The organism is Microbacterium allomyrinae (assembly GCF_020682705.1).
GTDB lineage: Bacteria > Actinomycetota > Actinomycetes > Actinomycetales > Microbacteriaceae > Microbacterium > Microbacterium allomyrinae.
Genome location: NZ_JAGTTN010000003.1, coordinates 167872 through 182027, shown reverse-complemented (window position 1 = coordinate 182027; position 14156 = coordinate 167872). Strand labels below are relative to the sequence as shown.

Genomic DNA, 14156 nt, shown 5'->3' with positions numbered 1-14156 from the left:
CGCATCGTCGCGGTGAGCGCCCTGATCGCCATTCTGGCGGTTCTGCTCGTGCTGCCGGTCGGCGCCGTCGTGTACGGCAGCTTCCGCTCGGGTTCTCCCAGCGCGGCCGACGGCACGTGGACGCTGGAGAACTACCGCGAATTCTGGCCGTCGGTGTGGGCGTCGGGTGCGCTGGTGAACTCCGTCGTGCTCGCGGTGTGCTGCACCCCGATCTCGCTGATCGTGGGGGGCGCGCTCGCCTTCGTCCGAGACCGCACCGACCTGCCCGTTCGCACGCTCATCACCCCGCTCGTCGCGCTCGGGCTCGTGATCATCCCGACCATCCGGGCGATGGGATGGTCGATCGCCGCCGACCCGCACAGCGGCCTGATCAACACCATCGCCCGGACGATGACCGGAAACAGCGAGCTCGTGCTCGTCGACATCACGAGCTGGGGCGGGGTGATCCTGCTCGTCTCCCTGGCAGGGGCGCAGCTGTGCTACTTCCGTTTCACCGGCAGCTTCTCGCGCGTGGGGGCCGAGCTCGCCGAGGCGTCGCGGGTGTCCGGCGCCGGACGGGCGCGCACCCTGTTGCGTGTGACGATGCCGCTGGTGTGGCCGATCGTCGGATTCATCGCGGTGGTGTCGTTCGTCATCGACCTGCAGGTGTTCACCGAGCCCTACATCATCGGGGCCGAACCGGTGTTTCTCATGACTGCGGTCGTCGACGCGATCGTCAACTCCTCGCCACCCGACTACGGAGCTGCCGGCGTGCTCGGGGTCGTCACCATCGGACTGGCTCTGGCGCTCGGCGCCATCCATGCTCGCGGGGTCGGCGAACGCGACGTCACGACGCTCCGCGGACGCGGCGCACCCGGCGGCGTGATCGAGGTCCGCCGGTGGCGGATCCCCCTCACCCTTGCGATCGCGCTCTTCTTCTGTCTGACCGTGGTCATCCCGATCGTCTCGACGGTGCTCGCCTCGGTCACCATCGTGCCCGGCGATCTCACCCAGTTCGGCGTCGCCGCGTACCAGCGGGCGTTCGGATTCACCACGCTGACCGGTGCCGCCCAGAACTCCGCATTCATCGCGGTCGTCGGAGGACTGGCCGCAGTGCTCATCGCGCTCGCCGTCGCCGTCGCACGCCTGCGCGCCGGTGCCCGGGGGCTCGGTGCGGTCATCGGAGTCATCTTCCTCATCGCGCTCGGGATGCCGGGGGTCGTCCAGGCGCTCGGGATGACCTGGGCCTACACGACGCTGCCCGGCCTGAGCTCCCTCTACGGCACCAACGCCCTGGCATTCATCGCGCTGGTCGCGGTGGCCATTCCGGTGCTCAGTCAGATCCTTCACGGCTCGCTGCGGCAGATATCCATCGAGTTCGAACACGCGGCCGTCGTCGCCGGTGCAAACCGGGTGACCGCGTTCCTGCGCTTCACCGTGCCGCTCCTGCTCCCGAGCCTGCTCAGCGGATGGTTCATCGCCGCGCTGCTGATGTTCGGAAACCTCGAGATCCCGCTTCTTCTCGGAGCCCCGGGGAATCCTCTCTTCATGCAACTGGTCTCGACGATGTTCTCCAGCGGTGACCGCGCTGCCGCCGCAGCTCTCACGGTGCTGTTCCTGGCCGTGCTCGCCACCTGCGCCGTCGCATGGCTCCTGTCGCGAAGCGCCTTCCGGCGTTTCGGCGCCATCCGTCGCAGCGCGCGGGCCCTTCCTCTCACGTCGCGAATGGAGAATTCCCTCTCATGACAGCCATCTCGGTGAGCCGGGTCTCGAAAGACTACGGCCGCCATCGCGTGCTCCACGAGGTCGATCTCGAGATCGACGACGGCGAATTCATCGTGCTGCTGGGGTCCAGCGGCTCGGGGAAGTCGACGCTCCTGCGGCTGATCGCGGGCCTCGAACGCGTCGACTCCGGAACGATCGCCTTCGACGGGAAGGTCGTCTCTGCGGCCGCCTCGACCGTGCCCGCGAACAAGCGGTCGCTGGGCTTCGTGTTCCAGAGCTACGCGCTGTGGCCCCACCTGAGCGTCGCGCAGAACGTCGAGTATCCGCTGCGTGCCCGTCGCCACCGCCCTCGCGCCGACATCCGCACCCGCGCACGGCACGCCCTCGACCTGGTGCACATGGAGCGTTACGCCGACCGGCAGATCGGTCAGCTCTCCGGCGGGCAGCAGCAACGCGTCGCACTCGCGCGCGCGATCGTCGCCCAGCCCGGGCTCCTCCTGTTCGACGAGCCCCTCTCCAACCTCGACTCCGCGCTGCGCATCGAGCTGCGCGCCGAGATCCGCCGGCTCCACCGCGAGCTGGGCTTCACCGCGGTCTACGTCACGCACGACAACGCAGAGGCAGCGGTGCTCGCCGATCGCATCGCGGTCGTCGACGAGGGTCGCGTCAGCCCCGCCGCCAGCGTCCCCGACTTCTTCGCCCACCCCGGCAGCGACTCGTTCGCGGTGCTGCGCGGATTCGACAACCGCGTGGACGCCACCGTGATGGGCGATGACGGTCCCGGCGCCCAGTCGGTGCGCATCGCCGATGAGGTGCGAGCCTCGGTGCGTGTGACGGATCGCTTCGACGAAGGCGCCCGCGTCGTACTCGTCGGCCGGGCGCGGAGCATCCTCGTCCACCCCGCCGAGCACGGCTCATCCTTCTCGGCCGGGCCGCCGACTGCCGCGCGCTTCCGCGACGTCGCGGTGACCGAGCTGACCGAGAGCAGCACCGGGTACACCGCGCGGTTCACCCTCGCCGGAACGGCATTGTCGGGCGTGCTCTCGCCCACCGAATGGGACCGCGATCCCCGCGCGAAGCTGCAGGCGGCCGGATGGCGCGCCGACGTGAGCATCGACTGGTCGCAGATGCACGCCGTGTCCCCGCGATCCTGATCCCTCCCACCCAGCGAAAGAGACCCCGCCCGTGACCACCCACGCCCTCCGCCTGGCATTCCTCATCCCCGGCACCTACGATCAGCCCGGCCAGAGCGCCGCGGCGGCGCTGGAGGATTCGATCCGGCTCTTCCGCATCGGCGAAGACCTCGGCTACGACCTCGCCACGCACCGCGTGCGTCATTTCGAGCGCGCACTCACGGGCGTCTTCCCGTTCCTCGGCGCCGTCGCGCGCGAGACCAGCCGCATCCGCATCGGCACCGCCACCGTGCCGATCGCCAACGAGCATCCGATCCGTCTCGCAGAGGACGCTGCGACCGTCGATCTGCTCAGCGGCAGACGGCTCGAGCTCGGCATCGGCGCCGGACACGGCGGTCGGCTGCTGCCGGCGTCGTTCGCGGCCGCGTACGAGCAGGACGGCCCGATCGGGACACCGCGCACCGACCTGGTTCTGCGCAGATTCCTCGACGCCATCGAGGGTGCGCAGCTCGGTCCTGTGGTCTCGGGTGAGTTCGCACTGCAGTTCGCCCGCGTCGACGAGGGGCTCCGCGTGCATCCACGGGTAGAGGGCTTCCGACGGCGTCTGTGGTACGGCACGGGCTCGCGCACCAGCACCGTGCGCGCGGGCGAGCTGGGCCTCGGCATCCAGCTGGCGAACTTCGGCCGTGAGCTGGACGGCCGAGTCGTCGTCGGCGACGCCGGCCCTTCGCAGGCACTCGAGATCGAGGCGTACATCGATGCGTGGGAGCAGCACGCGGATGCCCACGGGCGTGCGGCCCGAGGACGTGTCGCCGTCAGCCGCGTGGTCGTGCCGGTGCCCGAGGGCCGCCGGCCGCACTGGATCGATCGGGCCGTGCCCGATGCGCAGGCGTTCGCCCGCGGCGGCGGCATCTTCGGATCGGTGGCGGAGGTCGTCGACCGCCTCGGCAGCGATGCCGCACTCGCACGTGCGCGAGAGTACAACGAGGCGACGCTGCTGTTCATCGTGCCGTTCTACCTCGGCGCCGACGAGACCGAGGAGCTGCTCGCGACTCTTGCGACAGAGGTGGCCCCGCAACTCGGATGGAGCGCTGAGGGCTGAGAGGAGCGTGCCGCTAACATGGTGCGGCACGCGGGCGGACTCGTCGGGAGGGTGCTGTGGCACGGCCAGTGAATGAGCAACGGCGCGAGGATCTGCTCGACGCGACCGTGGCCTATGTGATCAAGCAGGGCATCGGGCAGTTGTCGTGGCGCCAGGCCGCAGCCGACCTCGATGTCTCGCCCACGACCCTCGTACACCGCTTCGGCAGCAAGGAGCAGATGATCCAGGCCGTGCTGGCACGTCTTCGAGAGCGCACCTTCGTCGACGTCGGGGCGCGCACCGGCACCGAGCGCTCCCTCGCCACGGCGGCCCGGGCCTCGTGGGAGCGGGCCGCCGATCCGGAGCGATGGGCCGAGACCCGACTGTTCTTCGAGGTGTACGGCCACGCGTTGCAGGATCCGCAGACTTTCGCCGACTTCCTCGAGCACGTCGTCGCCGACTGGAAGGCCGACCTCATCGATGCACAGGGTCGCCGCGCCGATCCCGCGACTGCCGAGCGGGAGGCCACTCTCGTGGTGGCCACGATCCGTGGGCTCCTGCTGGACCTGCTGACGACCGGCGACCGGCAGCGGCTGGATGCCGCCGCCGAGGCATTCCTGACGAATCTCGTCGCGACGGCATCGGGCGGCCCGCGATGACCCGCAGCCGCTAGGCCACGCGTCGCGCTCAGGCGCGCTCGGACTCGCGCGCTTCCTGGTGGTCGAGGATGGCTTCTCCGTATGCCCGCGCCCAGGTGGTGAGCATCCGGATCGGCTCGTCGAGGGTCTGGCCCAGCTCGGTCAGCGTGTACTCGACGCGCGGCGGGGCCTCTGCGTAGGCGTGGCGTTCGATGAGGCCGTTGTGCTGCAGGCGTCGCAGGGTCTGGGTGAGCACCTTTCGTGAGATTCCCCCGATGAGCACGACCAGATCCTTGTGGCGCTTCGGACCGTCGGTGAGGGCGAACAAGGTGACGACCGACCACTTGTCGGCGATGATCTCGATCGCCATCCGCGCCGGACAGTCGGCGAGGAAGACGGTGCCTGGGGCGTTCTCCATGCCCGAAAGTTACCAGAAGGTACCTATCGGATTCGTAGCGTTGTGGGTATGGAACTCGGCGTGTACTCCCTGGCGGAACGAACAGGAGCGGCGACTGCTCGCGACCGCATCGGAGACATCATCGACTACGGTGTCCACGCCGCCGGAGCGGGACTGGATGTGTTCGGGATCGGTGAGCATCACACCTCACGTTTCGCCGTCGCTTCGCCCGCGGTCGTGCTCGCGGCGGTCGCAGCACGAACATCGTCGATCGTTCTCACGAGCACGGTCTCGGTGCTCAGCGTCCTTGATCCCGTGCGGCTCTACCAGGACTTCGCCCAGCTCGACCTGGTTTCGGGAGGGCGTGCGGAGGTCACGGCGGGCCGAAGCGCGTATGCCGAGCCCTTCGACATCTTCGGAGTGCCGATAGGGGAGTACGACGCCGTCTTCGAAGAGAAGGTGGGGCTGTTCCTTGCGCTTCGCGGAGAGGAGGAGGTGTCGTGGTCGGGCCGCTACCGGGCCCCGCTCGAGCGCGCGGTGATCCCGCCGCGGCTGGAGCGCCGGCTCCCGCTGCGCCTCGGCGTCGGTGGTACTCCTCGGAGTGCTGAGCGGGCTGGGCGGCTCGGGCTTCCGATGACACTGGCGGTCCTCGGGGGTGATCCTGCGGGGCTCGCCCCTGTCGTGCAGGCCTATTTCGGCAGCGCTGAGCTTCACGGTCACGATCGGAGTTCCCTAGGCGTGGGATCGGCGAGTCACTTCTTCGTCGGCCGGACGTCGCAGGAGGCACGCGACACCTTCTATCCCTATTACCGGGCCTACAACGCTGAAGGACGTGGCATCCACCTCGATCGCTCGACGTTCGAAGCGATGGCGTCACCTCGAGGTCCCCTCGTCGTCGGGAGCCCACAGGAGGTCGTCGACAAGATCCTCCGCCAACACGAATTGCTCCGGTTGGACCGATTCATGGGCCAGGTCGACATCGGCGGGATCCCCCCGAAGAACGTGCGGGATTCCATCGACCATTTCGCGGCCGATGTCGCACCCGTCGTGCGCCGCGAGACCGCACGCAAGACCTTCTGACAGCTCGACGATCGATCCTTCAAGGAACTCCATGCACGCGTTCGCCATCGTCTCGTCCATCCTCCTCAGCCTCGGCATGCTGATGTCTGCATCATTCAAGCTCGGGCAATCGCCTCGCATCGTGCGGCTGATGGCCGACGTCGGAGTGACGAACCCCCGACATCTCGTTGCGCTCGGCGCACTTCAGCTGGCGGCAGCCGTCGGGCTCGTCGTCGGCATCTGGCTCCCTCCGATCGGGATCGCCGCGGCAATCGGGCTGATCCTCTACTTCGCCGGCGCGATCGTCGCGCACATCCGAGCACGAGACACCGGATTTCTCGCCGCGGCCATCCTCCTCGTGTGCGCCGGCGCAACACTGGCGCTGCTGATAGCCGCGGCGTGACCCCACGACAGCACGGCGGAACGAAGCCCGACGAGGACCACGCCCGGTGCGGTCCGGGATCCGTCAGGGGACGATGACCGTGCGCTCTCCCGGCCGGTCCACGTACGCCCAGGCCTGTTCGATGTCGGCGAGGGCGAACACGCGAGGTTGAACGACCAGCGCGCCCGAGGCGATCGCCGCGGCTGCCTCGGGCAGCTCCCGCCCGTATACGGCGAGAGGGACCGATCCGAATCCGCTGCCGCTGATGCGGAGTGCATGGGAGCGAAGGGATGCCCCGTCCAGCTCGATCGTGGATCCGCCGGTGCTGCCGATCTCCACCCAATCGAGGACCCGGGCGGGGTCGGTGCGCGCGGGAAGGATGGCGCGCATCGCGTGTTCGCTCGCCGCTCCCCACACATAGTCGAGCACCACATCGACGTCGGCCGCCGCCTCGGCGAGCGCTTCAGCCGTTGCGCCGGCATCGGATGTGAGGGCGACCACATCGTCCGCGCCCTCGGCGAGAAGGGCGTCGAGCCGGGTCTGGTTGCGACCGGCGGCGATGATCCGTCCGGCTCCGAGGTGCCGGGCGACTTTGACCGCCATCGATCCGGCGTTTCCGGTCGCGCCGAGGACGAGCACGGACTGCCCCGCCACGAAGGGTACCCGGGCGCGCAGGACGACCCAGGACGACATGAGCGGATTCATCGTCGCCGCCACGACCGCCGGGTCGGCACCCGCGGGCACCGGGATCGCGCGGGCCGGATCGATCACGATCCGCTCGGCCATCGTGCCGGTGGTGCGAGCGGCGACGAAGGCGAGCGAGCCATCCGCGCGGCGGACGACGCCGTCGACACCCGGGACCATCGGCAACCGGTCGGTGCTGGTGTAGTGCCGTCCGGAGGCGGCAGCGCGAGTGACCGGATGCACCCCGACGGCGAGCACGTCGACGAGCTCGGTACGGGCATCGGCGTGGGGCTCGGCAAGGGAACGGTAGCGCGGCGGCTCGCCGAGCTTCTCGACGAGGGCGGCATGGATGCTGGGCATCGGATCTCCTAATTAGTACGTGGTACCAACAATAATGGTTGGTGCCACCATACATGTAGTACGTCCCGCCAACTAGTGCCTAAGCTGGGAGTATGACCGATGAATCCGAGCCGTCCAGCGTCGACGCTCTGGCTCAACTCTCCTTCGTTGTCGGCGTCCTTCTCGACGCGCGCGCCGCGGAGGAGGGGCTGTCGATCCAGCAGGTGAGGCTGCTGGGAATCCTGCGTGACCGTGAGCCGACCATCAACGAACTCGCGTCGCACGTGGGCCTCGACAAATCCAGCATGAGCGGGGCGGTCGCCCGTGCCGAACGGCGCGGTCTGGTCAGCAGGGTGCCGGATGAACAGGATGGGCGGTCCGTTCGCGTTCGGCTCGAGCCCGCGGGCCGGGCACTCCTCGAGACGGCCAGGGAGCGGTTCGACCGCGATGCGCACGGCATCCTCTCCGCGCTCACCGAGCGGCAGCGCGTGCAGTGGACGTCGCTCACGATCCGCATGCTCGAGGCCGCCGCAGATCAAGCCGGGGCAGAGCAGCTCTCGGCCGTGCCGCCCGAGAGTGGCATGAACCGTCGGTAGGTGAACGAGCGTGAGTTGGCGCACCGCCAGTCAGGTGGAGGACGCGAGGGTCCTGTTGACGCGTGACGGCGTCGCGGATGCCATCGCAGCGCTCAGGATGGCAATGAGGGACGCGGTGAGCACGGACTTGTCCTTGCCTGCGACCCACCCAGTGCGCTGACCGTTGCGGTATTCGACAACGGTGATCGCTTCCCTATCGTTGCCGGCCCCGATGCTGGTCTGGTGAGTGCTTAGGACCTCGACCGTGAGTCCGATCCGCGCGAGCGCTGCGGTCAGCGCTTCGACCGGTCCGATACCGTCGTGCCGGCTGGTCTTTTCGATCCCATTCGCGCGGAGGGTGATCGTCGCGACCAGACCGGTCGTGTCGAAGCCGACGAGTTCGACGAGGGGTGCCGTCGCGGCGGTGAGGTAGGCGCTCTGGAAAATTTCCCAGACCTGGGCGGCGGTGACTTCGCGGCCGGTTTCGTCGGCGTACTGCTGGACGTGGCGAGCGAGATCGATCTGAACGCGGCGGGGCAGCTCGATGCCGTACTCGGTCTCCAGCAGGTAGGCGATGCCGCCTTTGCCGGACTGTGAGTTCACGCGAATCACGGCGTCGTAGCTGCGTCCGATGTCGGCCGGGTCGATGGGCAGGTATGGCACCCGCCACTCGATGTCCCGCGCGGGCAGGTCTTCCGCGCCGGCGCGTGCATGGTGTTCGGCGAAGCCCTTCTTGATCGCGTCCTGGTGAGTGCCCGAGAAGGCGGTGTGCACGAGGTCCCCGACGTAGGGGTGGCGGGGGTGGAGCTCGATGCGGTTGCAGTGTTCGACAGTGCGGCGAATCTCGTCGATGTCGGAGAAGTCGATCATCGGGTCGATGCCCTGAGCATGCAGGTTGAGTGCGAGTGTCGCGAGGTCGACGTTGCCCGTGCGCTCCCCGTTGCCGAAGATGCATCCTTCGACCCGCTGCGCGCCCGCGAGTACGGCGAGCTCCGCGCAGGCAACGCCCGTGCCGCGATCGTTGTGCGGGTGCACGGAGAGAATCACGGAGTCACGGCGGGTCAGGTTCTTGTGCATGTATTCGATCTGGTCGGCATACACGTTCGGCGTCGCGATCTCTACCGTCGCCGGCAGGTTCACGATGACCGGTCGGTCCGGAGTGGCGTCCCACCGCTCGGTCATCGCGTCGCAGATTTCGAGCGCGTAGTCGGGTTCGGTGAGGTTGAAGACCTCGGGGGAGAACTCGAACCTCACGTTCTCGAGGTTCCCGGCGAACTCGAGTACGTCGCGGCCGCCGGCGAGAATCAACCTCTTGAGGCCGGCGCGATCCTGGCCGAGTACGTCGCGCCAGGTGGGTGCGGTGGCAGTGTACATGTGGATCACGACAGGGTTGCGGATGCCCCGAATGGACTCCACCGTGCGCGCGATCAGTTCGCGACGCGCCGGCGTGAACACCACGATCGTCACATCTGCGGGGGCGATGTCGGTCTCGGCGATCAGTCGGACGAAGTCGTAGTCGGTCTGAGATGCCGAGGGGTAGCCGACCTCGATCTCTTTGTATCCCATCGCGACCATGAGCTCGAAGAATCGGCACTTCCGCGCCGGGTCCATCGGCTCGGCCAGTGCCTGGTTGCCGTCACGAAGATCCACAGGCACCCACAGGGGTGCATGCGTCAGCCGGTTACTCGGCCATTCGCGTGCGCTGAGCGGCACCGCAACGCGAGAGTACACGTCCTGGTAACGGTGCGAGGGCATTTGCGACTGCCGCTGCCGGTTCCACGCCGGCGCATCGCCGGAGATTGCGCCCGCGGGCGTGGAAAGGGTCGGGAAGGTGCTGCTGGTCATGGTCCAATTCCTGTCGGATCGTTGGAAGATCGACCGGCGCGCGTTGCGGCTCCACGTCGGGGAGCCGGTCTGGCTAGGCCCCGCCGTGGCTGCGAAGGAGCAGGAACCAGGAAGTGAACACGAGGTTGAACCTATCACAACTCCTCAGACAAGTAGAGGAGTGATGGCCACATGGAAGAATGATGGGTATGACGATCGTGCGCCGCGAATCCCTCGCTGAGCAGGCCGCCGAGCTTCTGCTCGTCCGCATCCGCGCGGGAGAGTGGGGCATCGGCGGCAAGCTGCCCGGCGAGACCACGCTTGCCCCACAGCTCGGAGTCGGACGCTCGAGTGCACGGGAAGCGATCCGCATCCTCGCCGGGCGCGGCGTGCTCTCCACGCGTCAGGGCGCTGGCGTGTTCGTCATCGCCACCGACATCTCGGAAAGCTGGAAGGTGATCGTTCAGCGTGCTGACATCGTCGCCGTCATCGAGGCTCGGACCGCGATCGAGGTCGAGGCGGCAGTACTTGCTGCCGAACGCCGCACGTCAACTGAGCTGAAAGACGTGCGTCGAGCGCTGGAGGAGCGTGATCGTCACCGTGCCGACATCCCAGAGCACGTCGGGACCGACATGGCCTTTCACCGAGCCATCGTCCTCGCCGCGCACAGCCCGGTCCTGCTTGAGTTGTTCGATGGCTTTGCGTCCCGCTCCCGTCAGGCCATGATCGACATGCTTCAGGTCCGCGGCCGCCACGGTGACGAAGTCGACCAGGACATCCATGGGCGCATCTACGAAGCGATCGCATCGCACGACGCCGAGACATCTGCCGCCCTCACCCGCGGACACCTCAACACGCTCAAAGAACTGCTCGGCTGAGGCTGTCGACGTCGCCGCCGGCGGCTACCGAACTGCGGCCGCCGCGTCGGCGCGGGCATCCCAGGGGCCGCGTAACCCGCCGCTGAGCGGCCGTTCACCAGGGCAGTGAAACCTAGGAGCGAAGGCGCGAGCGGCCCAGAGTCCTGCGGAGAACGAGTCTGACAGGACCCCCACTGCAGCCGGGCAATCACGTTTGCGTGATCTGCTGTCGCGTTGCGTCCTGTCGCTCCGTGACGAAGCGGGGGCTGCGGAGCAGAGACTGCTGCGGGACTCCGCTCCGCGACCGGGCATTGCTAGTCGAGCGGGCGGGTGAAGTGGCGGTAGACGTTGCGGTCGGTGTGGAGAGTCCAGAGGGTCTTGGCGATAGTGGTGGGGTCGTTGGTGGGGTCGCCGGGTTCGATGGCGCCCGGGATGATGAGCTGAGAGACATGGATGTTCTCCTCGGCGAGGGCTCCGTGCAGGAGCTGGCCGTAGGCGCTCTCGGCGGCGAACGCAATCGATGTTCCGGCGTACCTGATCGCGGGACGGACGGCGGAGCCTCCGTTGACGAAGATGATCGTACCGCGACGCAGAGCGCGCATCCCTGGTAGTACCTCCTGGACGGCGGTGATGGGCCCATACACGGATTGTTCGATGGGGCCCCTGAGCTCGGCAGCGGTGGTGTCGAGAACGGGTTTCATGAAGTCGCTGTGCGGGACGGGACTGTACTGAAGCACCTCGATGGGCCCGAGCGTCCTGGCGGCGCGTCCGAGTGCGCTGGCGAGCTGCTGCCCGTCGCGAACGTCGGCCGCGAAACCGTATGCGGTGGCACCGCTCTCGCGGAGTTCCGTGGCGATGGCGTCAACGTGGGCTTGGGTGCGGGAGATGAGGGCGATGCTGAAGCCGTGCTGGGCGAATTCTCGGGCGACGGCGGCGCCGAGTCCGGTGCCGGCACCCACGATGGCGATGGTGGACATAACAGAGGCCTTTCCTGAGCATTCAGTTTGTGGGTGGTGCTGCTGGTGATCCGCAGGTTGGTGGAGGGGGTGACGCTACGGCGAGACGACCGCACGGCGGCGGCGGATGACGGCGAGGAGCACGTCGTTGACGACCGGGTGGTCGAGGCGCTGTGGCGCGCGGCGATCTCGATGACGAACAAGACGCGCCGCCCCCGCGCCCTACCGCTTTTCGCCGAGCGGGCGACGGTGAAGGCTGGGCGCCGGGTGTACCTGTCGAGCGTCTACCTCGACGCCGATGCGATTGAGGTCACCCAGGCGACATCGCGTTGGCGTGCGTCGAGTTCGTTCTTCCGGTAGGGGTGCGCCCGCGTCGCGCCGAGATTCTCCAGCTGCGCTATCGGCGTCCAGACCGATTTGTCCGGTTCGCGCAGTTCGCGACTACCGAGCCAGTCGACGCGGTCTAGATAGTAGCGGTCGCGGCGATCACCCCAGGACGTTCGCCGCAGTCGCGGCTCAGGCGAGTCGGGCGCGGGGTTGCCCTGCGTGTCGGGGCGTCAGCTCTCCGAGAGCGATGGGGCGACGGTCAACGAGATGCCGCGGTTGCGCAAGCGGTCGACCGTTTCGGGCGGCGTGTGGTCGTCGACGATAACTTCGTCGAAGTCGGTGATCGCCAGGAGCGCGTGCAGCGCGCGCCGCTCGAACTTCGTGTGATCCAGCAGCAGGATGCGGCGGGCCGCCGACTCGAACATGGCGCGCTTGACCTCGACGGTCTGCTGCGAGTGGTGGTAGCAGACGTCGTCGATGACGGCCGAGCTTGACATGATGAATAGGTCGGCGGCGATCGAGCGGATAGAGTTCGTCGTCACGCTCCCGAGGAACGAACTCGACCACGTCATGTACGTGCCGCCGAGGCCGATGAGCGCGATCTCCCGCGCCTGCCTCACCTCGTTCATCAGCGTCAAGTAGTTGGTGATGATGGTCAGCGGGGCACGCGCGGCCACGAGCGGGGCGAGCTGCGCGGTGGTGGTGGAATCGTCGAGGAACACCGACTGGCCGGCCGCGATGAATTCCAATGCCGCAGCGGCGAGCGCCGCCTTCTCGTGCTCCTGCTGGCCTTGCCGGAAGACGTCGCTGGCCTCGGCCACGCTCGAGGACATCGCGGTCACCCAGCCTCGCGATTTGCGGATCAGTCCGCGAGCCTCGAGCTCGTCGAGGTCTCGGTGGATCGTCATGAACGAGATCTCGAATTGCTCGTGCAGTCCGTCGATCTTCACCGTGCCCTCGCGCAGGATGTGCTCGGCGATCAGCCGTTGCCGCTCCTGCTGCTTGGAGCCGCTCGCTGGTCGCGCCATAGTATTGCCCCTCTGTGAGAGATCCCACCGCTGGTGTGATCTCGGCCGTGATGACGAATCTACTCGGCGGGGCCCCGACGCGAACTCCCGGGGCCCCGCCGAGGTCGGATCACTCCTCGTTCGCGATATCGCCCGATGCGAGGTTTTTGTCGATCAGCTCGGGAAGGCGCGCGAGGAGTGCGTCCTTGTCGGTGACCACGTTCGTGATGACCGCGGCCACGTTGTCCTGCGTGACCGGCGGCATGATGTAGTGGTACAGCGGCTCGACCTCTTCGCCGAGCGCCACGCGCTGGGCGACGGCGAGACCGGCCGCGAGCTCGATGCGGCCGTGCTGCAGTTGCGTGCCGACCATCTCGCCGTCACGGACGGCATTGAGAGCGTCCTCGATGCCGTCGATCCCGACGACGGGGATTGACACCCCGGCCTCCCGGGCGGCCTGGAGCGCGCCGAGAGCCATGTCGTCGTTCTGCGCGATGATGCCGTCGATCTGGTCGCCGAAGTTGTTGATCCACGTGCGCACGAGGTTGATCGATGCGTCGCGCGACCACTCTCCGCTGTCCTGGGCGAGCACGGAGATCCCGGGTGCGGCGTCGATGGCCTCCGACATACCCTCGGTGCGGTTGATCTCGAACGACGAACCGAGCGCGCCCTGCAGGATGAGGACGTTGCCTTCGCCATTGAGCTCGTCGATCATCATCTGCGCCGCCTGTGCGCCGGCGGCTACATCGTCGGGCTGCACGCTCGAGGCGAGGCTGGCGTCGTCGTCGAGTTCGGCATTGACGGCGATGACGGGAATGCCCTTCTCAGCGGCGAGCGCCAGTTGGGGGGCGAGCGAGTCGGCCTGCACGGGGGCAAGCAGGATGGCGTCGACGCCCTGGTTGATAAGCTGCTCGACTTGCGTGGCCTGCGTGTTGACGTCGAAGTCGGCCGCCTGCCACAGCACGTCGATGTCGTTGGCGGCAGCGTAGGCGTCGACGCCCTCATGGCCCTGAGTGATGAAGGAGCTGTTGGCGTATACGGCGACGCCGATGCGCAGTGGGGCGTCGTCGTCCCCACCTGCTGTTGCGGCGGCGCAGCCTGTGAGCGCCAGGGCGCTCACACCGACGGCGGCGGCGATGGCACCGATTCGGGTGATCTTCATGTGTGTTCCTTGCTGTTGCGGTGGTGGATTG

Annotated in this window: 15 protein-coding genes; 9 read left to right on the top strand and 6 right to left on the bottom strand. The window is 67.8% G+C overall.

Annotation, left to right across the window (positions count from 1 at the left end):
- Nucleotides 1-12 precede the first annotated feature (12 nt).
- Genes KEC57_RS10595 through KEC57_RS10580 form a run of 4 tightly spaced genes read left to right on the top strand, consistent with a single transcriptional unit; the run spans nt 13 to nt 4577 of the window.
- Nucleotides 13-1725 (top strand): ABC transporter permease, encoded by a 1713-nt coding sequence (locus KEC57_RS10595; protein ID WP_229384591.1) that lies wholly within the window; start codon nt 13-15, stop codon nt 1723-1725.
- Nucleotides 1722-2858, top strand: a complete 1137-nt coding sequence (locus tag KEC57_RS10590) for an ABC transporter ATP-binding protein (RefSeq protein WP_229384590.1) — start codon at nt 1722-1724, stop codon at nt 2856-2858. Before KEC57_RS10595 ends, KEC57_RS10590 begins: the two co-directional genes overlap by 4 nt.
- 31 nt (nt 2859-2889) lie before the next feature.
- The gene (locus tag KEC57_RS10585) at nt 2890-3939 is read left to right on the top strand and encodes an LLM class flavin-dependent oxidoreductase (RefSeq protein ID WP_229384589.1); all 1050 of its coding nucleotides are present in this window, start codon (nt 2890-2892) and stop codon (nt 3937-3939) included.
- Between the two features lie 56 nt (nt 3940-3995).
- Nucleotides 3996-4577 carry a TetR family transcriptional regulator gene (locus tag KEC57_RS10580; protein WP_229384588.1) on the top strand — a complete coding sequence of 194 codons (582 nt, stop codon included), beginning with the start codon at nt 3996-3998 and terminating at the stop codon, nt 4575-4577.
- A 28-nt stretch (nt 4578-4605) separates the two neighbouring features.
- On the opposite strand, the gene KEC57_RS10575 is transcribed toward KEC57_RS10580, so the two are convergent.
- Complete coding sequence (locus tag KEC57_RS10575; RefSeq protein WP_229384587.1) at nt 4606-4974, bottom strand: winged helix-turn-helix transcriptional regulator; 369 nt, start codon at nt 4972-4974, stop codon at nt 4606-4608.
- Between the two features lie 48 nt (nt 4975-5022).
- On the opposite strand from KEC57_RS10575, the gene KEC57_RS10570 reads away from it, so the two are divergent.
- Nucleotides 5023-6033, top strand: a complete 1011-nt coding sequence (locus KEC57_RS10570; RefSeq protein WP_229384586.1) for an LLM class flavin-dependent oxidoreductase — start codon at nt 5023-5025, stop codon at nt 6031-6033.
- A gap of 31 nt (nt 6034-6064) precedes the next feature.
- A complete protein-coding gene (locus KEC57_RS10565) occupies nt 6065-6415 on the top strand; it encodes a DoxX family protein (protein ID WP_229384585.1) in 351 nt (116 codons plus the stop codon).
- A gap of 63 nt (nt 6416-6478) precedes the next feature.
- Here KEC57_RS10565 and KEC57_RS10560 read toward each other — a convergent pair whose 3' ends face one another.
- Complete coding sequence (locus KEC57_RS10560) at nt 6479-7438, bottom strand: zinc-binding dehydrogenase (RefSeq protein WP_229384584.1); 960 nt, start codon at nt 7436-7438, stop codon at nt 6479-6481.
- Nucleotides 7439-7530: 92 nt separating this feature from the next.
- Here KEC57_RS10560 and KEC57_RS10555 point away from each other — a divergent pair, with 92 nt between their 5' ends.
- A complete protein-coding gene (locus KEC57_RS10555) occupies nt 7531-8013 on the top strand; it encodes a MarR family winged helix-turn-helix transcriptional regulator (protein ID WP_229384583.1) in 483 nt (160 codons plus the stop codon).
- 30 nt (nt 8014-8043) lie between these two features.
- Here the strand turns inward: KEC57_RS10555 and KEC57_RS10550 are convergent, their stop codons facing one another.
- Nucleotides 8044-9837 (bottom strand): 2-isopropylmalate synthase, encoded by a 1794-nt coding sequence (locus KEC57_RS10550; RefSeq protein WP_229384582.1) that lies wholly within the window; start codon nt 9835-9837, stop codon nt 8044-8046.
- Nucleotides 9838-10025: 188 nt separating this feature from the next.
- On the opposite strand from KEC57_RS10550, the gene KEC57_RS10545 reads away from it, so the two are divergent.
- The gene (locus tag KEC57_RS10545; protein WP_229384581.1) at nt 10026-10694 is read left to right on the top strand and encodes a FadR/GntR family transcriptional regulator; all 669 of its coding nucleotides are present in this window, start codon (nt 10026-10028) and stop codon (nt 10692-10694) included.
- 293 nt (nt 10695-10987) lie between these two features.
- Here the strand turns inward: KEC57_RS10545 and KEC57_RS10540 are convergent, their stop codons facing one another.
- The gene (locus KEC57_RS10540) at nt 10988-11650 is read right to left on the bottom strand and encodes an SDR family NAD(P)-dependent oxidoreductase (RefSeq protein ID WP_229384580.1); all 663 of its coding nucleotides are present in this window, start codon (nt 11648-11650) and stop codon (nt 10988-10990) included.
- Nucleotides 11651-11683: 33 nt separating this feature from the next.
- Here KEC57_RS10540 and KEC57_RS10535 point away from each other — a divergent pair, with 33 nt between their 5' ends.
- A complete protein-coding gene (locus tag KEC57_RS10535; protein ID WP_229384579.1) occupies nt 11684-11989 on the top strand; it encodes a hypothetical protein in 306 nt (101 codons plus the stop codon).
- Nucleotides 11990-12186: 197 nt separating this feature from the next.
- On the opposite strand, the gene KEC57_RS10530 is transcribed toward KEC57_RS10535, so the two are convergent.
- Nucleotides 12187-12984 (bottom strand): DeoR/GlpR family DNA-binding transcription regulator, encoded by a 798-nt coding sequence (locus tag KEC57_RS10530; protein WP_229384578.1) that lies wholly within the window; start codon nt 12982-12984, stop codon nt 12187-12189.
- 109 nt (nt 12985-13093) lie between these two features.
- Nucleotides 13094-14125: a substrate-binding domain-containing protein gene (locus KEC57_RS10525; RefSeq protein WP_229384577.1), complete on the bottom strand. Its 1032-nt coding sequence runs from the start codon at nt 14123-14125 to the stop codon at nt 13094-13096.
- Nucleotides 14126-14156 lie beyond the last annotated feature (31 nt).